Below are 22,663 nucleotides of genomic sequence, written 5' to 3' on the forward strand. Positions count from 1 at the left end.
TGTTTCGGTAACGGGCGAGCCGTATGCTCCGCGGCATGCGCCGTGAATTCGACTCCCTCGGCCTCCCCCGACCAGAAGGGGCAGGCCGCTTGAAGGTGCGAGCTGCACTCGTGCGCGGAGTGGGCCTGTTCCTCGTGCTGCTCGGCACCGGCCTGTTCGCTGGCACCGCGGCGACTGACCAACCGATACCGGTGTGGATCGTCATCGTCTTGATCGCAGTCGGCGTCGGCTGCTGGGTCGTGGAAGGGGTCTTGAAAGCACGAAGCACGAAGCGCAACGACTCGTCTCGATAGCCGATCGATCACTGAACCTGACTCTTGCGAGGATGAGGGGGTGCGCACTTCTCCGTGGCCCGCTCAGAGCGGGACTCTCCTCCTCCGCGATCCTCGGCCCGAGGATGCAGACCAGCTCGTCGCGCTGCGGAACAACCCGGTCGTCAACCGGTTCATGCTCCGCACCCACGTCGATCCGGACGCTTACGCCCGAGAGTGGGCAAGCATCCCCGACAGCGACACCGACTTTTCGTGCATCGCGGAGCTGGACGGCCAGCTCGCCGGCCTGGGGTTCCTCGACGTTGTCGACGGCCTCGGACAACCAGGGATGCCCGAAGGCACGCAAGGCGTCATCGGCTACATGCTGCAACCCGACCTGGCCGGACGAGGACTGGGAACCGACCTGGCACACGGGCTCCTGACCGCAGCGTTCGACGCACTCCGGCTTCGACGCGTCACCGCGAGCTGCAATGCCGACAACGTCGCCTCAGCCCGCGTCCTCGAGAAGAACGGCATGCGACGCGAGCAGCACGGCATCGAAGACTCCTGGCACGCCGACCTGGGCTGGGTCGACGGCTACCAGTACGCCATGCTCGACCGCGAGTGGACCGCTGCTCGAACCGTCCGATAGCCGATCTTGGGTTCAGCTGGTCGTTGCAACACCACCGTGAATCGGAGTGTTGCAGATGGGATCGAGGCTGGAGCAACGTGCCCGGGAGGCGCGGTTCTGGGAGCTACTCGGACAGGGCATGAGCAGGCCTGCTGCTTGCGATGCTGTCGGCGTGCATCCGCGTCAGGGCTACCGATGGTTCAAGGCCGCTCGAGGGAAGAACCCGTTCGAGCGCGCGTCTCGTTCGGGCCGGTACTTGAGCGAGGAGGACCGGCTCAGGATCGCTGACCTTCGCCTCGGTGGCGCAGGGGTCCGCCGGATCGCGGCTGAGCTGGGTCGGGCGCCGTCGACCATCAGCAGGGAGCTCACCCGGAACAGCTCAAGGGGCGGCGCTTACCGTCCCTACGCCGCCCAACAGCGGTGCCGGGAGCGAGCACGGCGCCCGAAGCCCCGGAAGCTCGACCAGGTCGAGCTCGCCCTGCAGGTCGAGCTGCGGTTGGTGAGGAACTGGTCCCCGGAGCAGATCCGTGATGACCTGGCCAGGACGTTCCCCGACCGGCCGGAGATGCACGTGTCCCACGAGACGATCTACCAATCCCTGTTCGCCCAGGGCCGCGGCCACCTGCGCGCCGACCTGCACAAACACCTCCGCACCGGCCGCGCCATCCGCCGACACCGGGGCGAGCCGCGGCGGGCGTCGTGGTCGAAGATCCGCGACATGGTCCTGATCAGCGAACGCCCCGCCGAAGCCGACGACCGGGCCATCCCCGGCCAATGGGAGGGCGACTTGATTGTCGGGATCAACGCCAGGAGCGCGATCGGCACGCTGGTCGAACGCACCACCTGGTACGTGATGCTGCTGCACCTGCCGAACGGGCACAGCGCCGACGCCGTCCGCGACGCGATGATCCCCACCATCCAAACCCTGCCCGAGCATCTGCGTCGGTCATTGACCTGGGATCAGGGCACGGAGCTTGCCCGGCACAAGGACATCACTCTCGCCACGGACTTGGCGATCTACTTCTGCGACCCCCACAAGCCCTGGCAGCGCGGCTCGAACGAGAACACCAACGGTCTACTCCGGCAGTACTTCCCGAAGTCCACCGACCTCAGCGTCCACAGCCCAGAACGACTCCTCGAAGTCGCCGACGAACTCAACGGACGACCCCGCAAGACCCTCGACCACCGCACGCCAGCCGAGGCATTTGAACAGCTACTGTCGGACCCGACACAACCACCCGTTGCAACGACCCCTTGAAACCGCCGATGGTTGACCGGACGTTTGGGCGCCTACCGGTCGCGGAGGATGCCGAGGAACTCGTCGGCCATGCCGAGGTGCTGTTCGAGCTTGGCGCGGCGTTCTTCGGTGTCGCGGATGTACACGTCGAGCTGCCCGCGAAGCCGGGCACGGTCGTCGTTGTCGGCGGCTTCGAGGGCGTCGACGACGGCGAGGAGTTCGGCCATCTGCTCGAGGGTGAAGCCGAGTGGCTTCATCCGGCGGATGATGAGGAGCCGGGTGAGGTCGGTGTCGGTGTAGAGCCGGAATCCGCCTTCGGTGCGGCCTGACGGGTGCAGCAGGCCGACCTCGTCGTAGTGACGGATGGTGCGGTTCGACAGGCCGGTGCGGTCGGCGAGCTCGCCGATGTGCATCGTCGTCGGTGCCGCGTCGTCCGTCATCCCGAGTGCCCTCTCGTAGTGCTGCTGCGTCGTGGCGAGCGTAGCGCCGTCCGGTCAGCGCTCCCTGCATTTGAACCACCCAACCTTTCCGTTACGGTAGGGTTTGGTGGGTTCCTAGTGAAAGCGAGCGTGGCATCACGTCCTCCCCGAACACCGCCGAGATCACCCTCCCGACCACCGACGCCGCCCCGCCGGCGGACCTGACCCCCACTCCGACCGGGTCAACCTCGACGCGGGTGCGTGGGTGGCTGCCGTGGGTGGCGGTGATCGCTGCTGGCGGCGTCCTGTCGGTGATGAGCGCACCAGGGCAGACGGCCGGGCTGTCGGTGTTCACGGACCCGCTGATCCGGGAACTCGGGATATCCCGCACCGAGGTGTCGACGAGCTACCTCATCGGCACCCTGCTCGGTGCGTGCGTCCTGCCGCTGACAGGTCGGGCGCTGGACCGGTGGGGCGTCCGACGGATGACGATCATCATCGGGATCGCGTTCGCGGTGTTCCTCGCCGCACTGAGCTTCGTCGCCGGGATCGTCGGCCTGACGGCCGGGTTCGTCGGCGTGCGGATGGTCGGACAGGGCGCGCTCTCCCTCGCCGCGACGACGCTCGTCGCCCGCAGCATCACCAACCGGCGAGGGTTGGCGCTCGGCATCGCATCCGGCATCGGCTCGGGAGGGATCTCCCTGGTGCCGGTGTTCGTGGAGACCCTGATCGCCGGTACGGACATTCATGTCGCGTGGCGGGTCGAGGCGGTCGTCGTCGCTGCCGTCGTGGTCCCGATCGGATTCCTCCTGCCTCGCCGCACCGCCACGACCGCGCAGAGTGGAACCTCCGCGAGTGCGGCCGGTGACGGGCCGGTGTGGACGCTTCGAGAAGCGGCGTCGACCGGCATGTTCTGGATCATCGCTGCAGGACTCGCGGTCTCCGGGATGCTCAGCACCGCGCTGGCGTTCCACCAGGTCGCCGTCCTCGGCGAGCAAGGACTCACCCCGGCGGAAGCGGCTGCGAACTTCCTCCCGCAGACCGTCACCGGGATCGCCGCGACCCTTATCACCGGAGCCCTGTCGGACCGGATTCCACCGAAGTACGGCGTCACGATCGCGATGACGACCCTCACCGGCGCACTGCTCCTGCTGCCGGTCGTGCACCCGGGGTGGACCGCCATCCTCTACGGGCTCGTCCTCGGCGCCGCCGGTGGAGCCCTCCGCGGCATCGAGGCTGCGGCGTACGTCCGCTACTACGGGACGGCGAACATCGGCGTCATCCGTGGCGTCGCGACCGGCACAAACCTCGCCTCGACAGCGTTCGGGCCGCTGCTCCTCGCGCTCGGCCACGACGTCGCCGGCAACTACATAACCCCGGTGCTGCTCTTCGCAGTGCTGCCGGCCGTCGTCGCGGTGGTGTCCGTGTTCGCCCGGGCACCACGACACCCATCCCTCCGGCACTGAGCCCGGCAGGGCCTGTCACTGCCGTGATGCAGCGAGTCAGTGGGCGCGGAGTTCCTCGAGGAACTCGTCGACCATCCCGAGCTGCTGCCCGAGAGCGTCCCGGCGGGTCTCGGCGTCGCGGATGAACGCGGCCACCCGGGCCCGGACCGCCGTCAGGTCGACGTCAGGCTGGGCTTCGTCGAGCATCTTCACCGCGTCGACGAGGATAGCCGCCTCCCCGAGGCTGAACCCGAGGGGCTTCATCCGCCGCACCATCAGCAGCCGGGCGACGTCGTCCTCCGAGTACAACCGGAACCCGCCATCGGTCCGCCCGGACGGGTGCAGCACCTCCGCGGCGTCGTAGTCCCGGATCGTCTTCACGCTCAACCCGGTCCGCTCGGCGACCTCACCGATGTGCATCAGGTACCCGTTCGACATCGTCACGTTGTCCTCCTCCACTTGCGCGGCAACCCTTCCGTTGCGTTAGAGTCGAACCATACCAACCCTCCCGTCGCGGAAAGGTTGGAGTGTGCCGGACGCGTTGCCGCCGCCGGCCGTGCGCGATGACGCGCCCCACGACAGCTCTCGCGGGCGCAGCGCCCGCACCCCCCCCCATCCGAAGGAGAACCGTGACGACCGTCACGCAGTCCGTGCCCGTCCAGGCGCACCACAGTCCCACCGTCCTGTCCGCACTGCGGAACCCGAAGATCCTGCTCCGCGAGGTCCTCGCCGGCCTCGTCGTCGCCCTCGCCCTGATCCCCGAGGCGATCTCGTTCTCGATCATCGCCGGCGTCGACCCCCGCGTCGGGCTGTTCTCGGCGTTCGTGATGGCCGTCGTCATCTCGTTCGTCGGCGGCCGCGCAGCAATGATCACCGGTGCCACCGGCGCGATCGCCCTCGTCGTCGCCCCCGTGATGAAGGAGCACGGCCTCGACTACCTGATCGCGACCGTCCTCCTCGGCGGGATCTTCCAGCTGATCCTCGGCGGACTGGGTGCGGCGAAGCTGATGCGGTTCGTGCCCCGGTCCGTGATGGTCGGGTTCGTCAACGCGCTCGCGATCCTGATCTTCACCGCGCAGCTGCCGAACATCATCGGCGTCTCCTGGCTGGTCTGGCCGATCGCCGCCGCCGGCATCGCGATCATCGTCCTCCTGCCCCGCCTCACCAAGGCGATCCCCGCACCCCTGGTCGCGATCGTCGTCCTGACCCTGGTCACCGTGTTCGCGTCGATCGCGATCCCGACCGTCGGCGACGAGGGCAAGCTGCCCGACAGCCTCCCGACGCTCTTCATCCCGAACGTCCCGGTGAACCTCGAGACACTCACGATCATCGCCCCCTACGCCCTTGCGATGGCGCTCGTCGGGCTGCTCGAGTCGCTGATGACCGCCAAGCTCGTCGACGAGGTCACCGACACCGGCTCCCGAAAGACCCGCGAAGCCCTCGGCCAGGGCGTCGCGAACATCGCCTCCGGCCTCTTCGGCGGCATGGGCGGCTGCGCGATGATCGGCCAGACGATGATCAACGTCAAGGCCTCCGGCGCTCGCACCCGCATCTCCACGTTCCTGTCCGGCGTGTTCCTGCTGATCCTCGTGGTCGGGCTCGGTGACATCGTCGCGATCATCCCGATGGCAGCCCTCGTCGCCGTCATGGTCATGGTCTCCGTCGGCACCTTCGACTGGCACAGCATCAAGCCCTCCACCCTCAAGCGGATGCCCATCGGCGAGACCATCGTCATGGTCCTCACCGTCGTGATCGTCGTCGCCACCGACAACCTCGCCATCGGCGTCATCATCGGTGTCATCGCCGCGATGATCGTCTTCGCCCGCCGCGTCTCCCACTTCACCAACGTGAAACGCTCCATCGAGACCCTGCCGAACGGTGAGCAGCACGCGCTCTACACCGTCGAGGGTGAGCTGTTCTTCGCCTCGAGCAACGACCTCACCACCCAGTTCGACTACTCGGACGACCCGGACCTCGTGGTCATCGACATGACGAAGTCGCACGTGTGGGACGCCTCCACCGTCGCAGCGCTCGACGGCATCGAGACGAAGTACCACCAGCACGGCAAGCGGGTCGAGATCCGCGGCATGAACGACGCCAGCCAGGCCTTCCACGGCCGCCTCGCCGGCAACCTCGGCACAGGTCACTGAAGCCCTCCCACCTCCGCCCGGCCCCAGCCTGGGGCACCGAGTGAACGGGCGGAGCAGCGAGGCCGGTTCCTGATTCACCGGCCTCAGGTGGGCACCGTCACGTCATCCAGGAACGGTGCCCACCCCTCAGAACCACCGAGGAGCAAGCCGTGACCAAAGCACCCACCATCCACGACGTCGCCGCCGCCGCACACGTGTCCCACCAGACCGTCTCCCGCGTCCTCAACGGCGCCACCAACGTCCGCCCCACCACAAGGGCCCGCGTCGAACACGCCATCCACGCACTCGAATACGTCCGCGACGACCAAGCCGCAGCACTCGCCCGACGTCCCAGGCGACAAAGCGACAGCTAACCGATCGTCCTGCCTTGCTGCGACGTCGCCCAACAGTTGATGGCGAACGGGACTCCTCTTCCCCTTGCAAGGCACTCACCGATCGAGAACTATATGTAGTGGCTTACGGCGTGTCCGACTACTACATATGGTGGCACGCGCGACACTTGTGGCGTCGATGACGGTGGAAGGTCCGCCCTCTCACGGCGGGAAGGAGCGCGGAGTCATGGCCAAGGCCGGCAAGAGCAGCGGATCGTCGCGGAGCTCGATCACGGGCAAGTTCGTGACGTCGAAGTACGCGAAGTCGCACCCGAACACGACGCAGACCTCGCACAAGAAGAGCAAGTAGCAAGCGCCGTTATGCGGTGACTCACTGGCGGGATCCTGTCATCGGGATCTCGCCAGTGCTCTGTTCGCCGACGCTTCTTCGGGTGGGATCGGCGCCCCTCCCCCTGCCAGGCGACCGTCCGGCAATTAGGTCGCTTCCCCTTGGGCCCAGGACGACCGGACACCGAGCCTGGCGGCAATCTCGTTTAACTCGTCCTCGTGAGCTCGATCAACGAGAGCGCAGTCCCAGGCGATGAGAGCTTGAAGAAGCGAATTCGTCGCGACCTCGAGGAGAACTGACGCCATGGGGTGGGACGCGGATGGCCGGAACGCGACACCCACTGCTGTGTCCGCCGGACCTGTGTACCGTTCTGCGACTTCCGCCCCGGCGTGCGACAGCCACGTCACGAATCGGTAGAGCTGATAGAGCTGCCCCATTCCATCAAGCGACGCGATGCGCTGCTCGATGATCTCGTACTGCCGGCTTCTGCCGAGATCGTCGATCATGGCGGTGAGCTCGGCAAGCCGGGCGAGAGACTGCTCATTCGTCGGATCGTCCTGCAGCAGAGCATTCAGCGCTTTCCGCCGTTGATCGGCCCCACCCGCGAGGAAGTGCCGCCATCCGTCGGGAGTCACGAGAACCCAGCCAGCCGTAACCGCATCCTCGATGAGGACACGGATCACCGGTGCCGCCGGAAGTGGCAACGAGCTCTCATACAGGGCGAGAACGGCTCGAGCGCAGTCCACAGCGTGCGCAACCAGCCCGCGAATGATGATCGGCACGGAGTGGTGAGAATCCGCTTTCACCTGGAAACTTCGAACGTCGCGGTCGGCGTCCCACATCGCGATGAGGTCGCGCAGCTCCGCACGGTAGGCAATCACCGGTCCTTGAGGCGCCATGGGCAGACCTTACGGGAGTCAGCTGCCCTCCCGTACAGCCCGTCTCGGTAGCCGATCGCCTTCCGGACGCGTTCGACGATGTTAGGTGCATACTGGTGGTGTCTTCGGACCCGGTAGTGGGGCTTGCCGGACCCAACCTCGACAGTCGTCGACAACAGTCCCTATCTCAGCTGGTCGCGCTTCCGCGCGCCTGAGGTAGGGAGACGCGATGATCATTAAAGGACCCGACACGCCGTCGATCATCATCGGCGTGCAGGCCGGGCAGGCGCGCGACGTCCTGGACGTCGCAGCCGCCCTAGCGAAGCGGCTAGGTGCTGGCATGGTCTGCGTGACCGCGGACCCGTCACTCCTTTCGACGGGAAGCCGCACTGACGGTTCGGCAATCATCGAGCCGATCGACCCTGATACCGCCGACACCAGCCCGCGTGAGCTGCCGGAGGCGGACCGGGCACTGGTCGAGGAGATCGCCGCCGGGCACGGCGTCCCCGTGGAGGTGCGCACGCTCGTCGGTGACCCGGCGCGCGCGTTGGCGGCCGCCGCGGATGAGCGGGACGCGGTGATGATCGTCGTCGGCACCCGGACGGGGCGGCGTCGGACGGCGGAGTTCTTCAACGGATCTGTCGCGGCACGGCTGACGCATCAGCAGCACCGGCCCGTGCTGGTCGTCCCGACCAACCCGGTGGGCTTCGATGACCCGTTGCCGTGGGATGCGTGATGGGCGGCCAACTAGTGCTGCCCCGCCACGGGGAGAGCACCGCGAACGCTGCCGGCACCTTCACCGGACTGCTCAACGCGCTCCTCACCGACCGTGGCGAGCACCAGGCACGCGCCGCCGGCCGGCTGCTCCGGGCGCACGGCATCGTCCCGAACTGGATCATCACCTCGACGCTGCACCGGGCTCGGCGCACCGCCGAGCTGGTCAGCGAGGTACTCGGCCGGGAAGCGCCGACGGATGCGTGGTGGGAGCTGAACGAACGCAACTACGGCGCACTGACTGGCGCCACGAAGACCACCGCTCGTGCGCAGCTCGGTGATGCCGCGTACATGCGGCTGCGTCGATCGGTGGACGGCCGTCCCGCGCCGATGCCACTGCACACCTGGTGGACGCTCCGGACGAGCCCCACACTGCGGCACGCGCCCACCGCCGCCATCCGGCGAACCGAAACGCTCCGGGACGTCATCGACCGCACCGGGCCTGTTCTTGTGGCTCGGGTCTTGCCTGCCGTGCGGGCAGGGGCGACGGTCCTCGTCGTCGCGCACGGGAACTCCCTGCGCGCGGTGTGCACCCACATTGACCACCTCTCCGACGCGGAAGTCGCGGACCTGAACCTGCCGACCGGGCAGCCGCTGCGCTACCGCATCACCCCGACCGGCGCGCTCGCGCCGCGTGGCGGGGAGTACCTGGACCCGGAAGCACTCGATGCCGCGGCGCTGGTCGCGGCAGAAGGCGGAACATGACCACCCGAACGGACACCCCGATGCCCGATGATCAGCTCCCACCCGACCCCGACGTCGACGCCAACGACCCGACACCGGTGGCACGTCCCGTGCACCTGCGGTGGCGGTTCCTCGGCCTCGTCGCCCTCGGCGGCGCAGCCGGGACCGCGCTGCGCGACGTCATCAACACGCTCCTGCCCGCACACGGTGGGGTGAGCTGGTCGATCTTCTGGGTCAACATCGTCGGCGCGTTCCTGCTTGGCCTGCTCCTGGAAGCCCTCGCGCATCGCGGCCCCGACGAGGGCCGGCGCCGCGCCCTCAGGCTGCTGCTCGGCACCGGTGTTCTCGGCGGGTTCACCACCTACAGCACCCTCGCCGAGTCCACCGCCGCACTGTTCATCGACGGCCGAGGGCTCGCCGGCACCGGCTACGCCCTCCTGACCGTCCTTGCCGGAGCGATCGCGACCGCGATCGGGTTGCGGGTCGCCGGCTGGGTCCGACCAAACGGAGCACGCGCATGAACGCCCTGATGCTCCTCGCCGTGGCAGCCGGCGGCGGTGTCGGCGCTGCCGGCCGGTTCCTCCTCGACGGGCTGATCAACACGGGCCGACAGTTCCGGCTCCCCGTCGGGACGTTGACGATCAACATCACCGGGTCGCTGCTGCTCGGGATCATCGTCGGTGCTGCCACGCACCTCGGCGTGCTCCCCGTCGCGGTCCTCGGCACCGGGGTGATGGGCGGCTACACCACGTTCAGCACCGCCAGCGTCGAAACCGTCCGCCTCGCCCGCGGCGGCCGCATCAACGCCGCCGCCGTCAACGGGCTCGGCATGCTCGTCGTCTCCGTCGCCGCAGCAGCCGCCGGCATCATCCTCGGCGGTGCCCTATGACCACCCCCCACCCGTCCTCTTCCACGTCCGGATCGGAGCAGCGCATGCAGTTCGACGTCACGATCGAGATCCCCCGCGGCAGCGGCAACAAGTACGAAGTCGACCACACCACCGGCAGGATCCGCCTCGACCGGGCCGTGTTCACCAGCATGGTGTTCCCTCAGGAATACGGCTCCATCGACCACACCCTCGGCGACGACGGCGACCCCCTCGACGCGCTCGTACTGCTGCCCCGGCCCACGTTCCCCGGCGTCGTGATCACCGTCCGCCCCGTCGGAATGCTCCGCATGGTCGACGAGAACGGCGGCGACGACAAGGTCCTCACCGTCCCCGCTGGTGACGACCGGTTCGCTCACCTGCAAGACATCGGCGACGTCCCCGACCACACGCTGACCGAGATCGAGCACTTCTTCGCCCACTACAAAGAGATTGAACACGGCAAGCACGTCACCACGAACGGATGGGCACCCCGTGCCGCTGCCGAAGCCGTGATCCGCACCGCGCAGGAAGCCCACACCCGGCACCCTGCCCCCTGACCGCCGCGGGGAGGTACCGGCGCCGAGTGATCGCCCGAGGGTCGTCCCCTCCACCTCCCCGCGGCCCACTCCAACCACACCGCCGACGCACGACCCGACTTCAAGGAGCGTCACCATGAACAACTACATCAGCGGCATCCACCACCACGCCGCGCACCAGGGCGAGTACGTCACACACCACGACCACCCAATCAGCATCGACACCGTCCACGGCAGCCGCATCCTCGACTCCCGCGGATACCCCACCGTTCGCGTCCACCTGCAGCTCGACGACGGCACCACCCTTACCGGCGACGCGCCCGCCGGAGCATCCACCGGCGCGAACGAAGCCCGGGAGCTCCGCGACGGCGGCACCGCGTTCGGCGGCCGCGACGTCACCCAAGCCCTGCACCTGGTCAACACCGAGATCGCAGCGCTCCTCACCGGCCGGTCGTGGACGGCGGTCAGGCAGATCGACGCCGCCCTGGCAGAACTCGACGGCACCACCGGGTACAGCCGGCTCGGCGCGAACAGCGTCGTCGCGACCTCCATCGCCGCATCCCGCGCCCTCGCCCACGCCGCCGACCGGCCCCTCTGGCAGTGGATCGCGGACATCACCGGCTCAACACCGCGCCTACCGGTGCCGCACTTCAACGTCCTCAACGGCGGCGCGCACGCCGCGAACGCGCTCGACTTCCAAGAATTCATGATCGCCCCCGTCAACGCCGGCTCCATGGCCGACGCCATTCGGATCGGCGCAGACGTTTACCACGCCCTCGCCAGCATCGTGCGGGACCGGTTCGGCAGTCTCGGCCTCGGCGACGAGGGTGGCTTCGCGCCGTCCATCGCCGCAGCCGACGAAGCGCTCGAGCTGCTCGTCACCGCGATCCGGGACGCCGGCTACGAGCCCGGCGTCGACCAGGTCGCGATCGCTCTCGACCCGGCCGCGAACGAGTTCCACCTCGGCGACGGGGCCTACCGCGTCGGAGACGACAGCCTCGACCGGGACGGGCTCCTCGACTACTACCGCCGCCTGGTCGACACGTACCCGATCCGGAGCATCGAAGACGGGTACGCCGAAGACGATCACGACGGCTTCCACCGCATGCAGCAGGCGCTCGGCGACCGCATCCAGATCGTCGGCGACGACCTCTACGTCACCGACCCGAACCGCATTCGTGAAGGCGGCGAACAACAGCTCAGCAACGCCGTCCTGATCAAGCCGAACCAGATCGGCACCGTCTCCCAGACCCTCGGCGCGATCGCTACCGCGACCAGCCTCGGTATGGGCAGCATGATCTCCCACCGCTCCGGCGAAACCACCGACACGTTCATCGCGGACCTCGTCGTCGGTACCGGAACTGGTCAGATCAAATCCGGCGCCCCCGCTCGCGGCGAACGCGTCGCCAAGTACAACCGGCTCACCGAAATCGCGGAAGCAGCTCCGGGCCTGCCCTTCGGCCTCGATCGGTCATAGCCGTTTGGTCCCGTACAGCCCGTCTCGGTAGCCGATCGGAGTGCGGTCACTCCTTGCCGTTTCGCTTGCGGATGATTCCAAGAACGATGCCGTAGACCATCACGGCCCCGATTAGGGGCAGCGCAATCCACATCCCTGATGCACCCGCAGCAAACATGGGCAGAGGCTACGCCGAGCGCTGGCTCGTGTGTCCGATAGGCGATGGGTCACCGGTACCCGTCTACCTGACGTCGGCGAAGCTCTTCGAGGTCGTTATTGAGGCGAGCGAGACCTGGCACAGATGCGTTGAAGGGCCAGAGATCGCGAAGCCACTGCGCGGATTGCAGGAGGTCACCACCGCTGTGGTCTTGCAGGCCCATGTGAACGTGTAGCTGCTCGGCGGCTAGTTCGAACGCACCAGGGTCAGGGGTCACACCTGACGCGATCGATAGTTCGATCGAGCGGCCACCGAGCCCTAGAGCTGGGTGAAGCACCGCAGGTGCGGCAGAGCTCCGAGCGGCACGCTGGCGTGCGCGACGATCTTGGTACCGCCGGAAGATCTGAGCCGCGAGCCAAGACATAAACACACTGTGCTCTGTCCCGCCGGCGTCCGATAGCCGGTCGTGACCCGGACGTCCAACAGCCAGGATGGGATCCTTCGGAGGGTGCACCCACGCGCTGTCCGGATAGATGGTCCGGAATAGGTTCCGAAGAAGGCCCCCTGAGCGGGACGGTCAAGCAGCTGAGAAGGCCTGCCCGTCGGCCTTGATTCGCCGAAGAATCCCGCCTGGCCCGCGAGGGAGATCATGTCCTCAGCTCGCCCGGTCGCAGGGTAACGAAGGGCTCCGGAATGAGCACCTTCCCGACGGTCCCGACATCCTCGGCGAGAACCGGTCAGATGCGGAACAGGCGCGGAACGGACACATCGAGTTCCAACTCGACAACCTTGAGCTTCCGCCGCCGCCGGCGCAGCATCAGGAGTACGACAAGGTGCGTACTGCTTCAGAGTGTGAGGTAGTGCGCCAGGGGATCGAGGAGCTCCTTACTCGAAGGAGCTATCTCAAGCGCCGGGTTTCGAGCAGCTCCAGCAGCGGCTTCACGTCGCGGCCTGCAGTGAGCCACTCAACCGGCGTCGCCGGTTCGCCGTCGATGGACGTGTACGAGTGCGGAGTCGTCATGAATCCGAGGATCGACGTCGGGTGTATGTCGTCATCGAAAGCTCCGACCAGCGACGTCATGTAGTTCAGCGATGGTTGATCCGGATCGTCGGTGAACTGCCATGTCGGGAACAGAAGCTCGTCGTCGCACACGAACGCGAACAGGTCGCCGAACGCGAGATCTGTGAGGACCCGGCCAGTTCCTGTGTCCAGCCAGTCGGCTGCCTGTTCCAAGGTGAGGGAGGCGCTCAATCCGCGCTGCCACGATCGGCGTTCAAGTGCGTCGAGCTCTCCATGCGCGACAGCAGCCTTCGCCGCTTCATACCGCTCCCGCGTAACGAACACGGCCTCGATCAGGACCTCCTCCTCGTCAGGGGTAAGGTCCCGGCCGGTCTGCGTTCGCGGCGGGTTGTGGCGAGGCCCAAAGTCATGACCGCCGGCGTGGACGCCGATGAGCCGCCGGAAGGCGCCATCGAGCCGGGGCGAGTCGAGCTCGCGGTCCCGTGCAACTTGGACCGCGTCGTCGGCGTCCGCGAAGTCCATCGCGGCAACCTCTCGGACGCTTTCCAGCAGCTCCTCACCGGTCCGGACGGCGAGAGCCACACGTGCGCGAGCGCGAGCGATTTGAAGCCGTGACGTCATCGGGGGTTCACAGTGGTTGCTTCCTCTGCTTCAGCCGAGGTGTGGACGCCGTTTTTCCCCAGCCGATCTCACCGATCATCCCGTCCTCCGAGAACGAGATCTGGGAGGCGTGAAGCGGACCCTTCGAGCACAAGCAGCAAGGTCCGCACCACGGGCCAAGGCGATCCGCCCGCGATTAGATGTTCTCGTGGGCTGCACCGCGAGCCGCCCCGCTGCAAGTGCGGGTCTTCGGAGCACATCAGGCGAGTAACTAGTGCCGGCGGCGCGTCCGGGGGTATGCACTGCAGCACCGTCGGGAGGACCTCGGAGATGAGCTCCAGAGTCCGGGCACCGGCGTCGATGAACTGCCACGAAGGGAAGAGCAAGGCTCCAGCCCGTTCGAATCCCCAAAGCTGTCGAGAAACCATGTCAGCCCGAAGCTCACGGAGGGTACTCCCCCGTCGTCGGGCCACGTCATCGGCCTGCAACACCGTCGCGTGCTCGATCGATATGGCTCGGATCAGCACGGTCATGAGATTCCGGTCGCTCAGCTCCGCTTCCCATTGGAACTCGTCACCGACGGCGCCGATCCACTGAAGGATGAGGTCTCGCTTCGCCGTTCCCAGCGGACTCGGCCGGCTGAGCGCCGTTAGCGAGTCCGCGATCTGCGCCACTGTTGCGTTGAACTCGAGGCCAAGCGATTGGATGGCCGCTTCCAGCGCGGCGACCGACCTTTGATGCGAGCCCGCAGGCTCCAACGACGCAGGCGCCGCCCCTGATACGTCCGACGCCACTTCCCCACCTTCCAGCCGCTTGCGACCCGACTCATGCCGCGTGCTGATTATAATCAGCGCATGGGAGAAGGCGAGCAGGGCGCGGGTTCTGCTTCACCGCGCCTCACGATCGAAGCCGCAGTCGGCACCAGAGTTGAACTCTCTTGGCTGGACGCGGTCGTGGTTCCCGAGGCCGCGCGTATCGACTATCGAACCATCGGGCGCCGCGGTGACTTCGTCGTGACCGTCGGAGCTGCCGAACTCGCCGCCGTCTGTGACCTCGACTCCGGCGAGTACGTCATCAGCGGAGAGCTTGGAGGGGACGAATCGGCTGCGGCGCTGATGCGCGAACTCCTGAGGCGCCGCCTCCAACACCTTCATGAGGCTCCCATCGAGTCTCGGCAACGCTTCGAGGGACGCCTCCGTTCCCTCGCTGAGATGTCGGGCGGAGCCTGGTTTGCTTTCGAAACGGTGATCGACCCCTAACGGGCGGGTCGTCGCCACAGTTCGGCGTCGAGGGCAAGCTCGAGCCGAGCGAGCGTGGCGAGATCCGGCCAGGAACGACCGGCTAGAACACCGAGCAACGTTGTGTGGTGCACTCCAGCAGCCGTCGCGACAGCGCGTGTGCTCTGAGTTCCCATCGCCTGTCTCAGTCGCACCACAAATGTACGAGCCGCTTCTGCGATCGCGTCGTCGGCAGGAATCTCCGGCCAGGGTGCCGGAGCGAGCTCGAACGGTCGCTGTCGGGGAGTTCTGCTCACGCGTCCCAGCGTAGAGCGCGAACCGTCCATCTTGAGGATCGCCAACTGCCTCTGCGGCCTCGGCTCCTCCGAACAACCACCTCTCAGACGCAGATCAATATCAAAACGAATATTGACGTCCACCAGCAAGTGGGGCCCGGGAGGCCTCACCACGTGGCGACGACCATCCCCGAGCCCGTCGCCGGACGGTCCATCGCCATGATCGCCCCGGGCAGCTCCTCGAACGCGATCGTGCGTCCGATCGAGTCCGCGGGACGCAGTCGACCGGCGACGACGTCCTCGAGCATCGCCGCGTACTCAGCGACGGCGATGCCGTGGCTCCCGAGCAGCTCGAGCTCGTCGCCGATCACCCGACCCATCGGGATCGCCGGGGTCGCCTCGTCCCCGAGCAGCAGCCCGACCTGGACGTGTCGGCCCCGAGGGCGCAGCGTCGCCACCGCGGCCGCTGACGTCGCACGGCTCCCGAACGCGTCGACGGAGACGTGTGCTCCGCCAGCCGTCAGTGTGCGGATCCGGTCGACCGCGTCGTCCCCCATGACGACCGTCTGGGCACCGAGCTCCGCAGCACGTCCGAGCGCCGCGGCGGACACGTCGGACGCCACGACGTGGGCGCCCGCGGCCACCGCCACCTGCACCGTCGAGAGACCGACGCCACCGCAACCGAACACCGACACCCACTCCCCTGCGACCACCCGTCCTCGGGTGTGCAGGGCGTGGTAAGCGGTGCCGAAGCGGCAGCCGAGACTCGCGGCCTCGGCGAACCCGACCGCGTCCGGCAGCGTCACGACGTTCAGGTCGGCATGCGGCACCATGACGAGTTCCGCGTACGACCCCGGCAGGTCGAACCCGGGCTGCTGCTGTGCCGTGCACACCTGCGTGGCCCCGGCGAGGCACTGCTCGCACTCGCCGCACGCGAAGATGAACGGCGCGGTGACGCGGTCGCCCACGGCCGTGCGGCGGACCTCGGCGCCGACGGCCGCGACCTCGCCGGCGAACTCGTGGCCGGGGACGTGCGGCAACGACACCGAGTCGTCGTGGCCGGTCCATGCGTGCCAGTCGCTCCGACAGACCCCTGTGGCCCGCACCCGGACGAGGACACCGTGCGGCGGCAGCACGGGCTCCGGGAGTTCGACGACGGTCGGTACGGAACGGAAGTCGGAGTACTGCACAGCTCGCACCTGCCCATCCTGGCAGACGAGCGTCCTCGGGACCCCTGCCAGAGGTCACTGCTCGATGATCGGCGGTCGGGGCGTTCCCGGTCCAGAGCGCCGGATGGTCCTGCCAGGACCTGACCTCGGCCGCGACGCCGCGGTCCGACCCGTCAGCGGCCGTCGGTGCACGCCCGTAGGCTCCTGTGCATGCGTTCATGGTCGGCCTTCGTGCTCGTGCTGCTCCTCGCGGCGTCCTTCTCTGCCGGAGCGGCCCCGGCGTCGGCGCACTCCAGCCTGGTCTCGAGCGACCCCGCGGCCGAGGCGACGGTGACCGCTCCCCTCGACCGTGTCACCCTGACCTTCTCCGAGGCGCCGCTCGCCGGCCTCGATGCCGGTCTGCGGATCGAGGTCCGCGACGGATCGGACCGTGACGTGTCCTCGGGTTCCGTCGAAGTGGCCGGCACCGCGATGTCGAAGGCCGTGGTGCTGGCCGACGGGCCGTACCGGGTCGTCTGGCGGTACGTGTCGCCCGATGGTCACCCGATCACGGGCGAGTACGGGTTCACTGCCTCTGGCATCGGGGGGACCACCCCGAGTTCCGCCCCGACCGGGCCCCCCGCGCGCTCCGCGTCCGCGACTGCCGCACCGACGGCGACGGCGACGGCGACGGCCGGACCCGCCACTGCGACGACCCACGCCGGCCACTCGCCGATCGCCGTCTGGGTGATCGGTGCGGTCGCGCTCCTCGCGGCAGCAGCTGCGGTCGTCGCCACCGTCGTCCGACGACGTCGCGATCGCGCGGCCAGCCGGGGCGACGACACCCCGGTCGGCGGTGCCGCGGCCTGAGGAGCGGTCGCGCGGTCACCGGCGTCACACCCGGACCGGAGGCACGGGTCACCTCCGCCTCGCCGGTCGCGTGCGCGGTCAGGCAGCGGTGAAGACGACGGAGGCGTTCTGACCTCCGAACCCGAACGAGTTGTTGAGCGCCGCACGCACCGGCGTCCGCCGCGCCGTACCCGACACGACGTCGAGGTCGATCGCGGGATCGAGACGGTCGAGGTTCAGGGTCGGTGGGATGACTCCGGTCTCGACGGCGCGGAGTGCGAGGATCGACTCGACCGCTCCCGCAGCACCGAAGAGGTGTCCGATCGCGCTCTTCGGGGCAGACACCGCCGCGCCCGTACCGATCGCTCGCGCGATGGCTGCGGCCTCCCCCACGTCGCCGACCGGGGTGCTCGTCGCGTGCGCGTTGACGTGGTCGACGTCACCGGGCGTGACTCCGGCCATCCGGATCGCCGACCGCATGGCACGCTCCTGCTCGCTGCCGTCGGCGAGCGGCGCCGTGATGTGATGGGCGTCCGAGGTGATCGCCCAGCCGGCGAGGCGTCCTCGCACGTGCGCGGCTCGGGCTCGGGCGTGGTCGGCGCGTTCGAGGACGAGGATGCCCGCACCTTCGCCGAGCACGAAGCCGCGGCGGTCCGCGTCGAACGGGCGGGAGAGCGTCTCCGGGTCGTCCTCCCCGGGCTTCGCGAGGGCCTGTGACTGTGCGAACGACGCCATCGTCACCGGGGTGACCGCCGCCTCGGTGCCGCCTGCGACGACGACGTCGACCTCTCCTGTGGTGATGAGCCGAGCAGCGGTGACGAGCGCCTCGGCCCCGGAGGCGCACGCGGACACCGTCGTGTAGGCCCCGGCCCGCGCGCCGAGATCGATGCTGATCTGCGCTGCGGCACCGTTCGCCATGAGCATCGGGACCGCGCGCGGTGACACCCGTCGGGCGCCGGCGTCCCGGAGGACGTCGTGGGCGTCGAGGAGCGTCTCCACGCCTCCGATGCCGGTGCCGACGACCACCGCCAGCCGGTCCCCCTCGACGCCGGGTGCCCCGGCGTCCGCCCAGGCCTCCTGCGCTGCGACGAGCGCGAGCTGCTGGCTCCGGTCGAGCCGGGCTGCTCGGACCCGACCGAGGGCGGCGTCGGCGTCGAGTGCGGCGTCCGCCCCGACGCGGATCGGCACCCGGTCCCACAGCTGGCCGCTGCGGTCGAGGACGTGCACCCCGGAGCGACCGGCGACGAGTGCGTCCCACAGCGCGTCGACGCCGTGGCCGAACGGGGTGACACTGCCGTACCCGGTGATGACGATGTCCACGCGGACCTCCTGCTTGTACGTTGAACAAGTGGAGTTGTACCACGTACAATTCACGCATGGCAACCGAGGGCGACGGCACGACCGCACGGGGAACGGCGACCCGCGCGCGGATCATCGCGGCGACCGCGGGACTCCTCGCCGCTGGCGGGTCGACCGACGTGACGGTGAGCGGCATCGCCCGGGCGGCGGGCGTCTACCCGAACCAGATCACGCACCACTTCGGCTCGAAGGACCGTCTCGTCCTCGACGCCGCGTTCACGCTCTTCCTCCGCGACACGAGCCGCATGCAGACGGCCGGGCGGCGGGCCGGCTCCCCCGCCGCGTTCCGGAGCCTCCTGGCACGGACCACGCTGGCGATGCCCTCACTCCCCCTCGTCGTCGCTGCGCTCGGGGCCGGCGGACGGGAGCGCAGTGCGCAGCTGCTCGCACTGCTCTTCCGGCAGTCCGAGCGCTACCTCGGACGGGTCGCCACCGAGCGCGGCTGGGACGGCGGGTCGCTGCACCGTGACGTCCGGACGTTCTGGAGCGCGGCGTTCGGAGCAGCACTCCTCCGGGCTGCCGGCGGGACCGGTGGCCCGGAGGACGTGGACCTCGCCGCGGTGCTGTCGATCAGCGCACGGGCCGCCGACGGTCGCTGAGCGCCGTCACTCCCCGAAGCCGGACCGCACGAGCCCGACCAGCGCGTCGACGGCGTCCTGCGCGTCGTCCCCTGTTGCCTCGATACCGATCGTCGCGCCCTGCGGCAGCGCGAGCGCCATGATCGCGAGGAGGCTCTTCGCATCGACGCCGTTCACCCGGACCCGGGCGTCGAACCGAGCGGCGGTCTTGACGAACTCCGCCGCCGGTCGGGCGTGGAGCCCGCTCTCGTTGACCAGCTCGACCGAGGCGGACGCGGACGGACCGCCATCGGCTCCGCACCCGACCGCGTCGTCGTCGGGTGCCGACGCGCTGTCGGGTGTCGTGCCTCCCGGTCGGTCCGTCGCGACCGGACCAGCAGCGCTGGCGGCTGCGGCCAGGACTGCCGTCACGTCGCCGCCGGTCTGTGCTGCGACCGCCGCCGCGACCGTGCCCTCGACCAGCGGTGCCTGCGAGACGTGCACGCGTGCTCGGTCCTCGTCGTCGAGGAAGTCGAGCGCCGTGTCGGTCGTCAGGTAGGCCGATCCGAGGTCGCACAGCACGACGATGCCGTCGGTCTCCCGGAGCTCCTCGAGCCCGGCGGTGATGGCCTCGAACGACGTGCCGATGCCGCCGTCCTCGGTGCCCCCGGCGGCCACGAGCGGGACGTCCGCCGCCATCTGCCGGGCGAGCTCGACGGTTCCGGAGGCCACGGCGGCGCTGTGGGAGACGACGAGGATGCCGACGGTCACGCGGCGTCCACCGCGGCGCGCAGGAGGTAGACCGTCGACTGCGCTCCAGGGTCGCGGTGACCCACGGCGCGCTCACCGAGGTAGCTCGCGCGTCCCTTGCGGGCGACGAGCGCGTCCGTCGACTCGGCCCCGGTCGCGGCGGCGTCCGCGGCAGCGGCGAGCACCTGCTCGGGGGTCGCGCCGTCGTCAGCGGCCGATGCGGCGGCGTCCACTGCTGGCGTCCACGCGTCCACCATCGTCTTGTCGCCGACCTCGGCCTTGCCCCGCGAGACGACACCGTCACGCGCCGCGGTCAGCACGGCCACGAGCGTGGGCGCGTCGAGCGCCTCCGCGTCACCGGCCGCCTGCGCGGCCTTGAGGTAGGCCGTCCCGAACAGGGGTCCCGCTGCACCGCCGACCGTGGAGATGAGCTTGGTCGCGACCGTCTTGAAGACCGAGCCGGGGGTGTCGAACGAGCCGGCGTCGATCGCCTCGACGACGGCCCGGAACCCACGGTCGAGGTTCTCGCCGTGGTCCCCGTCGCCGATCTCGCGGTCGAGCGTCACGAGCTCGGCGCGGTGGTCGTCGATCGTCGCTGCCGAGCGACGCACCCAGTCGATGGCCCATGCGGTGTCGAGCGCCAATGCGGTGTCCCTTCTGCGGCCGACCCGTCGTCCGGGCCGGGGTCGTGGTCCGGTGGGTCAGCGACCCCAGCGCAGGGCCGGGGTCTCCACCGGGGCGTCCCAGAGTGCGGTGAGTTCGTCGTCGAGCACGGTGACGGTCAACGAGAAGCCCTGCATCTCGAGGGACGTGACGTAGTTGCCGACCAAACTACGCGTGACCTCGTGGCCGCGGTCGGAGAGGATCTCCTCGGCGCGTCGGTAGGCGATGTAGAGCTCGGACAGCGGTGTGCCGCCCATGCCGTTCACGAGGAGGAGCAGCTCCGACCCCGGAGGCGCCTCGAGGTCGGTGAGGATCGGTTCGAGGACACGGTCGACGAGCTCGTCGGCCGGGGCCATCGCGATCCGCTCCCGCCCGGGTTCTCCGTGGATGCCGATGCCGAGCTCGACCTCGTCGTCGGCCAGCGTGAAGGAGGGCTCGCCGGCGTGCGGCACCGTGCCGGACGAGAGCGCGAGGCCCATCGACCGGGTGACGTCGTTCACCCGGCGAGCGATCGCGGCGACGGCGTCGAGGTCGTCCCCGCGCTCGGCCGCTGCGCCCGCGCACTTCTCCACGACGACGGTGCCCGCGACGCCCCGACGACCAGCGGTGTAGAGCGAGTCCTGCACCGCGACGTCGTCGTCGACCACGACCGACTCGACGCGGACGTCGTCCATCGCCGCGAGCTCGGCAGCGGTCTCGAAGTTGAGGACGTCCCCGGTGTAGTTCTTCACGATGTGGAGCACGCCCGCTCCCCCGTCGACGGCTTTGGTCGCCGCGACGATCGGGTCGGGGGTCGGGCTCGTGAACACCGGGCCGGGGACGGCTGCGTCGAGCATGCCGTACCCGACGAACCCGGCGTGCAGGGGTTCGTGGCCGCTGCCGCCGCCGCTGACGATCCCGACCTTGCCCGACACCGGCGCATCGGCTCGGTGCAGGTGGATCGGGTCCTCGACCAGGACCACGTGCCCGGCGTGCGCACGCGCGAACCCGCGGACGGTCTCGTCGACCACGGCGTGCGGGTCGTTGATGAGCTTCTTCATGCGCGGAACTCCTTCGTCGACGGTGACGGGTGCACCTGGTCGGTGGCGACTTCACCCTACAGCGGCCGCTCGTTCGCCCTCCGTGCACGTTCGTGCACAGGGATGATGGCGGCGAAGCGGCCCGGGACGCGCGATCTCGCACTGGCGATGCACGTTCGTGCACTTTCCCGCGGATCGCTCGCGATTCCGTCGCGGAGCCACGATCCGCGTCAGTATGCTCGCCCCAATCACTCAACGGGGAGTGCCGGACCCGCACCACCGGACCCCCACCCTCACGCACTGGAGGTCACCGATGGACGGCATCGGCGTCAATTTCCTGTCCGAGCTCGTCGGCACGGCGATGCTCATCATCCTCGGTGGCGGTGTCGTCGCCGCCGTGTCCCTCACGAAGTCCAAGGGCTTCGGCGCGGGCTTCCTCATGGTCACCTTCGGTTGGGGCTTCGCGGTCTTCGCCGGCGTCACCGTGTCCTACAAGTCGGGCGGCCAGCTGAACCCGGCGGTGAGCCTCGCGCAGGCGATCCTCGGCAACATCACCGTCGGCGAGATGTTCCTCTACTGGATCGCGCAGATCATCGGCGCGATCATCGGCGCGGTCATCGTCTGGCTCGCCTACAAGCAGCACTTCGACGAGGAGCCGGACCCGGCAGCCAAGCTCGGCGTCTTCTCGACCGGCCCGGCGATCCGCAACTACGCCTGGAACCTCGTCACCGAGATCATCGGCACCTTCGTCCTCGTGTTCGTCGTCATCGCCTTCACCAACGGCAAGACCCCGGCTGCGCTCGGCGCGGTCCCCGTCGCCTTCCTCGTGATCGCGATCGGCGTCTCCCTCGGTGGCCCGACCGGGTACGCCATCAACCCTGCCCGTGACCTCGGCCCGCGCATCGCGCACGCCTTCCTCCCGATCAAGGGCAAGGGCTCGTCCGACTGGTCGTACGCCTGGGTCCCGGTCGTCGGCCCGCTCATCGGCGGTGCACTCGCGGCGGGGCTCTCGTACGCGCTGCTCCCCATGGCCTGACC

Annotated in this window: 26 protein-coding genes; 17 read left to right on the forward strand and 9 right to left on the reverse strand. The window is 68.9% G+C overall.

Annotated elements, in window-relative coordinates:
* The first annotated feature begins 35 nt into the window (after positions 1-35).
* The 3 genes from NS184_RS17655 (at position 36) to NS184_RS01645 (ending at position 2,140) form a co-directional block, all read left to right on the forward strand.
* The gene (locus NS184_RS17655; protein WP_152998003.1) at positions 36-293 is read left to right on the forward strand and encodes a hypothetical protein; all 258 of its coding nucleotides are present in this window, start codon (positions 36-38) and stop codon (positions 291-293) included.
* A 40-nt stretch (positions 294-333) separates the two neighbouring features.
* Positions 334-903 (forward strand): GNAT family N-acetyltransferase, encoded by a 570-nt coding sequence (locus NS184_RS01640; protein ID WP_058724404.1) that lies wholly within the window; start codon positions 334-336, stop codon positions 901-903.
* Positions 904-1,021: 118 nt separating this feature from the next.
* Positions 1,022-2,140 carry an IS30 family transposase gene (locus NS184_RS01645; RefSeq protein ID WP_430733531.1) on the forward strand — a complete coding sequence of 373 codons (1,119 nt, stop codon included), beginning with the start codon at positions 1,022-1,024 and terminating at the stop codon, positions 2,138-2,140.
* A 32-nt stretch (positions 2,141-2,172) separates the two neighbouring features.
* Here the strand turns inward: NS184_RS01645 and NS184_RS01650 are convergent, their stop codons facing one another.
* Complete coding sequence (locus NS184_RS01650; protein WP_058724405.1) at positions 2,173-2,559, reverse strand: MerR family transcriptional regulator; 387 nt, start codon at positions 2,557-2,559, stop codon at positions 2,173-2,175.
* Between the two features lie 263 nt (positions 2,560-2,822).
* On the opposite strand from NS184_RS01650, the gene NS184_RS01655 reads away from it, so the two are divergent.
* Positions 2,823-4,004 carry an MFS transporter gene (locus NS184_RS01655; RefSeq protein ID WP_242862937.1) on the forward strand — a complete coding sequence of 394 codons (1,182 nt, stop codon included), beginning with the start codon at positions 2,823-2,825 and terminating at the stop codon, positions 4,002-4,004.
* Between the two features lie 36 nt (positions 4,005-4,040).
* Here NS184_RS01655 and NS184_RS01660 read toward each other — a convergent pair whose 3' ends face one another.
* Complete coding sequence (locus NS184_RS01660) at positions 4,041-4,421, reverse strand: MerR family transcriptional regulator (protein WP_058724438.1); 381 nt, start codon at positions 4,419-4,421, stop codon at positions 4,041-4,043.
* A 125-nt stretch (positions 4,422-4,546) separates the two neighbouring features.
* Between NS184_RS01660 and NS184_RS01665 the strand changes: the two genes are divergently transcribed.
* The 3 genes from NS184_RS01665 to NS184_RS18840 all read left to right on the forward strand — a co-directional run bounded on the left by NS184_RS01665 (position 4,547) and on the right by NS184_RS18840 (position 6,814).
* On the forward strand, positions 4,547-6,133 hold the full coding sequence (locus NS184_RS01665; RefSeq protein WP_083513358.1) for a SulP family inorganic anion transporter: 1,587 nt from the start codon (positions 4,547-4,549) through the stop codon (positions 6,131-6,133).
* Between the two features lie 149 nt (positions 6,134-6,282).
* A complete protein-coding gene (locus tag NS184_RS17255; protein ID WP_152998004.1) occupies positions 6,283-6,486 on the forward strand; it encodes a LacI family DNA-binding transcriptional regulator in 204 nt (67 codons plus the stop codon).
* Positions 6,487-6,691: 205 nt separating this feature from the next.
* Positions 6,692-6,814, forward strand: coding sequence for a hypothetical protein (locus tag NS184_RS18840; RefSeq protein WP_275935014.1), 123 nt, complete (start codon positions 6,692-6,694; stop codon positions 6,812-6,814).
* A gap of 125 nt (positions 6,815-6,939) precedes the next feature.
* Here the strand turns inward: NS184_RS18840 and NS184_RS01670 are convergent, their stop codons facing one another.
* Entirely contained in the window at positions 6,940-7,692 is a 753-nt protein-coding gene (locus NS184_RS01670; protein WP_152998005.1) for a DUF5677 domain-containing protein, read from the reverse strand.
* Between the two features lie 250 nt (positions 7,693-7,942).
* Here NS184_RS01670 and NS184_RS01675 point away from each other — a divergent pair, with 250 nt between their 5' ends.
* The 6 genes from NS184_RS01675 to eno all read left to right on the forward strand — a co-directional run bounded on the left by NS184_RS01675 (position 7,943) and on the right by eno (position 12,010).
* Positions 7,943-8,407: a universal stress protein gene (locus tag NS184_RS01675; RefSeq protein ID WP_242862938.1), complete on the forward strand. Its 465-nt coding sequence runs from the start codon at positions 7,943-7,945 to the stop codon at positions 8,405-8,407.
* Positions 8,407-9,150 (forward strand): 2,3-bisphosphoglycerate-dependent phosphoglycerate mutase, encoded by a 744-nt coding sequence (locus tag NS184_RS01680; RefSeq protein WP_058724409.1) that lies wholly within the window; start codon positions 8,407-8,409, stop codon positions 9,148-9,150. The genes NS184_RS01675 and NS184_RS01680 overlap by 1 nt, the downstream gene beginning before the upstream one ends.
* A complete protein-coding gene (locus NS184_RS01685) occupies positions 9,147-9,650 on the forward strand; it encodes a CrcB family protein (RefSeq protein WP_193750363.1) in 504 nt (167 codons plus the stop codon). Before NS184_RS01680 ends, NS184_RS01685 begins: the two co-directional genes overlap by 4 nt.
* On the forward strand, positions 9,647-10,018 hold the full coding sequence (locus tag NS184_RS01690; protein WP_058724410.1) for a fluoride efflux transporter FluC: 372 nt from the start codon (positions 9,647-9,649) through the stop codon (positions 10,016-10,018). Before NS184_RS01685 ends, NS184_RS01690 begins: the two co-directional genes overlap by 4 nt.
* Before the next feature lie 44 nt (positions 10,019-10,062).
* Positions 10,063-10,554 (forward strand): inorganic diphosphatase, encoded by a 492-nt coding sequence (locus NS184_RS01695; protein WP_058724411.1) that lies wholly within the window; start codon positions 10,063-10,065, stop codon positions 10,552-10,554.
* A gap of 115 nt (positions 10,555-10,669) precedes the next feature.
* The gene (gene eno / locus NS184_RS01700) at positions 10,670-12,010 is read left to right on the forward strand and encodes a phosphopyruvate hydratase (RefSeq protein ID WP_083513360.1); all 1,341 of its coding nucleotides are present in this window, start codon (positions 10,670-10,672) and stop codon (positions 12,008-12,010) included.
* A 1,034-nt stretch (positions 12,011-13,044) separates the two neighbouring features.
* Here the strand turns inward: eno and NS184_RS01705 are convergent.
* Positions 13,045-13,689: a hypothetical protein gene (locus NS184_RS01705; protein WP_152998006.1), complete on the reverse strand. Its 645-nt coding sequence runs from the start codon at positions 13,687-13,689 to the stop codon at positions 13,045-13,047.
* A gap of 932 nt (positions 13,690-14,621) precedes the next feature.
* Between NS184_RS01705 and NS184_RS01715 the strand changes: the two genes are divergently transcribed.
* Complete coding sequence (locus NS184_RS01715) at positions 14,622-15,026, forward strand: hypothetical protein (protein ID WP_152998007.1); 405 nt, start codon at positions 14,622-14,624, stop codon at positions 15,024-15,026.
* Between the two features lie 421 nt (positions 15,027-15,447).
* Here the strand turns inward: NS184_RS01715 and NS184_RS01720 are convergent, their stop codons facing one another.
* A complete protein-coding gene (locus NS184_RS01720; RefSeq protein WP_058724415.1) occupies positions 15,448-16,479 on the reverse strand; it encodes an alcohol dehydrogenase catalytic domain-containing protein in 1,032 nt (343 codons plus the stop codon).
* Positions 16,480-16,659: 180 nt separating this feature from the next.
* On the opposite strand from NS184_RS01720, the gene NS184_RS01725 reads away from it, so the two are divergent.
* Positions 16,660-17,298, forward strand: coding sequence for a copper resistance CopC family protein (locus NS184_RS01725; protein ID WP_058724416.1), 639 nt, complete (start codon positions 16,660-16,662; stop codon positions 17,296-17,298).
* Between the two features lie 78 nt (positions 17,299-17,376).
* Here NS184_RS01725 and NS184_RS01730 read toward each other — a convergent pair whose 3' ends face one another.
* The gene (locus NS184_RS01730) at positions 17,377-18,597 is read right to left on the reverse strand and encodes a beta-ketoacyl-[acyl-carrier-protein] synthase family protein (RefSeq protein ID WP_058724417.1); all 1,221 of its coding nucleotides are present in this window, start codon (positions 18,595-18,597) and stop codon (positions 17,377-17,379) included.
* A gap of 56 nt (positions 18,598-18,653) precedes the next feature.
* Between NS184_RS01730 and NS184_RS01735 the strand changes: the two genes are divergently transcribed.
* On the forward strand, positions 18,654-19,235 hold the full coding sequence (locus tag NS184_RS01735) for a TetR/AcrR family transcriptional regulator C-terminal domain-containing protein (RefSeq protein ID WP_058724418.1): 582 nt from the start codon (positions 18,654-18,656) through the stop codon (positions 19,233-19,235).
* Positions 19,236-19,241: 6 nt separating this feature from the next.
* Here NS184_RS01735 and dhaM read toward each other — a convergent pair whose 3' ends face one another.
* The 3 genes from dhaM to dhaK are packed head-to-tail and all read right to left on the reverse strand — an operon-like array spanning position 19,242 to position 21,646.
* Positions 19,242-19,964, reverse strand: a complete 723-nt coding sequence (dhaM, locus tag NS184_RS01740; protein WP_058724419.1) for a dihydroxyacetone kinase phosphoryl donor subunit DhaM — start codon at positions 19,962-19,964, stop codon at positions 19,242-19,244.
* Positions 19,961-20,587 (reverse strand): dihydroxyacetone kinase subunit DhaL, encoded by a 627-nt coding sequence (dhaL, locus tag NS184_RS01745; protein ID WP_058724420.1) that lies wholly within the window; start codon positions 20,585-20,587, stop codon positions 19,961-19,963. The genes dhaM and dhaL overlap by 4 nt, the downstream gene beginning before the upstream one ends.
* Positions 20,588-20,644: 57 nt before the next feature.
* Entirely contained in the window at positions 20,645-21,646 is a 1,002-nt protein-coding gene (dhaK, locus tag NS184_RS01750) for a dihydroxyacetone kinase subunit DhaK (protein WP_058724421.1), read from the reverse strand.
* A gap of 292 nt (positions 21,647-21,938) precedes the next feature.
* Here dhaK and NS184_RS01755 point away from each other — a divergent pair, with 292 nt between their 5' ends.
* A complete protein-coding gene (locus NS184_RS01755) occupies positions 21,939-22,661 on the forward strand; it encodes an MIP/aquaporin family protein (RefSeq protein ID WP_058724422.1) in 723 nt (240 codons plus the stop codon).
* The last annotated feature ends 2 nt before the right edge of the window (positions 22,662-22,663 follow it).

This window comes from Curtobacterium luteum, assembly GCF_001475545.1.
Classification (GTDB): domain Bacteria; phylum Actinomycetota; class Actinomycetes; order Actinomycetales; family Microbacteriaceae; genus Curtobacterium; species Curtobacterium luteum_A.

What these genes read in the sequence shown, in the direction of transcription:
- NS184_RS01725 (WP_058724416.1), top strand. Translation starts at nt 16,660, where the DNA reads ATGCGTTCATGGTCGGCCTTCGTGCTCGTGCTGCTCCTCGCGGCGTCC.
- NS184_RS01680 (WP_058724409.1), top strand. Translation starts at nt 8,407, where the DNA reads ATGGGCGGCCAACTAGTGCTGCCCCGCCACGGGGAGAGCACCGCGAAC.
- NS184_RS17655 (WP_152998003.1), top strand. Translation starts at nt 36, where the DNA reads ATGCGCCGTGAATTCGACTCCCTCGGCCTCCCCCGACCAGAAGGGGCA.
- NS184_RS01755 (WP_058724422.1), top strand. Translation starts at nt 21,939, where the DNA reads ATGGACGGCATCGGCGTCAATTTCCTGTCCGAGCTCGTCGGCACGGCG.
- NS184_RS01690 (WP_058724410.1), top strand. Translation starts at nt 9,647, where the DNA reads ATGAACGCCCTGATGCTCCTCGCCGTGGCAGCCGGCGGCGGTGTCGGC.
- NS184_RS01695 (WP_058724411.1), top strand. Translation starts at nt 10,063, where the DNA reads ATGCAGTTCGACGTCACGATCGAGATCCCCCGCGGCAGCGGCAACAAG.
- NS184_RS01685 (WP_193750363.1), top strand. Translation starts at nt 9,147, where the DNA reads ATGACCACCCGAACGGACACCCCGATGCCCGATGATCAGCTCCCACCC.
- NS184_RS01665 (WP_083513358.1), top strand. Translation starts at nt 4,547, where the DNA reads ATGACGCGCCCCACGACAGCTCTCGCGGGCGCAGCGCCCGCACCCCCC.
- NS184_RS01715 (WP_152998007.1), top strand. Translation starts at nt 14,622, where the DNA reads ATGGGAGAAGGCGAGCAGGGCGCGGGTTCTGCTTCACCGCGCCTCACG.
- NS184_RS01660 (WP_058724438.1), bottom strand. Translation starts at nt 4,421, where the DNA reads ATGTCGAACGGGTACCTGATGCACATCGGTGAGGTCGCCGAGCGGACC.
- NS184_RS01735 (WP_058724418.1), top strand. Translation starts at nt 18,654, where the DNA reads ATGGCAACCGAGGGCGACGGCACGACCGCACGGGGAACGGCGACCCGC.
- NS184_RS01650 (WP_058724405.1), bottom strand. Translation starts at nt 2,559, where the DNA reads ATGACGGACGACGCGGCACCGACGACGATGCACATCGGCGAGCTCGCC.
- NS184_RS01705 (WP_152998006.1), bottom strand. Translation starts at nt 13,689, where the DNA reads ATGGACTTCGCGGACGCCGACGACGCGGTCCAAGTTGCACGGGACCGC.
- NS184_RS18840 (WP_275935014.1), top strand. Translation starts at nt 6,692, where the DNA reads ATGGCCAAGGCCGGCAAGAGCAGCGGATCGTCGCGGAGCTCGATCACG.
- NS184_RS01670 (WP_152998005.1), bottom strand. Translation starts at nt 7,692, where the DNA reads ATGGCGCCTCAAGGACCGGTGATTGCCTACCGTGCGGAGCTGCGCGAC.
- NS184_RS01645 (WP_430733531.1), top strand. Translation starts at nt 1,022, where the DNA reads ATGAGCAGGCCTGCTGCTTGCGATGCTGTCGGCGTGCATCCGCGTCAG.
- dhaK (WP_058724421.1), bottom strand. Translation starts at nt 21,646, where the DNA reads ATGAAGAAGCTCATCAACGACCCGCACGCCGTGGTCGACGAGACCGTC.
- eno (WP_083513360.1), top strand. Translation starts at nt 10,670, where the DNA reads ATGAACAACTACATCAGCGGCATCCACCACCACGCCGCGCACCAGGGC.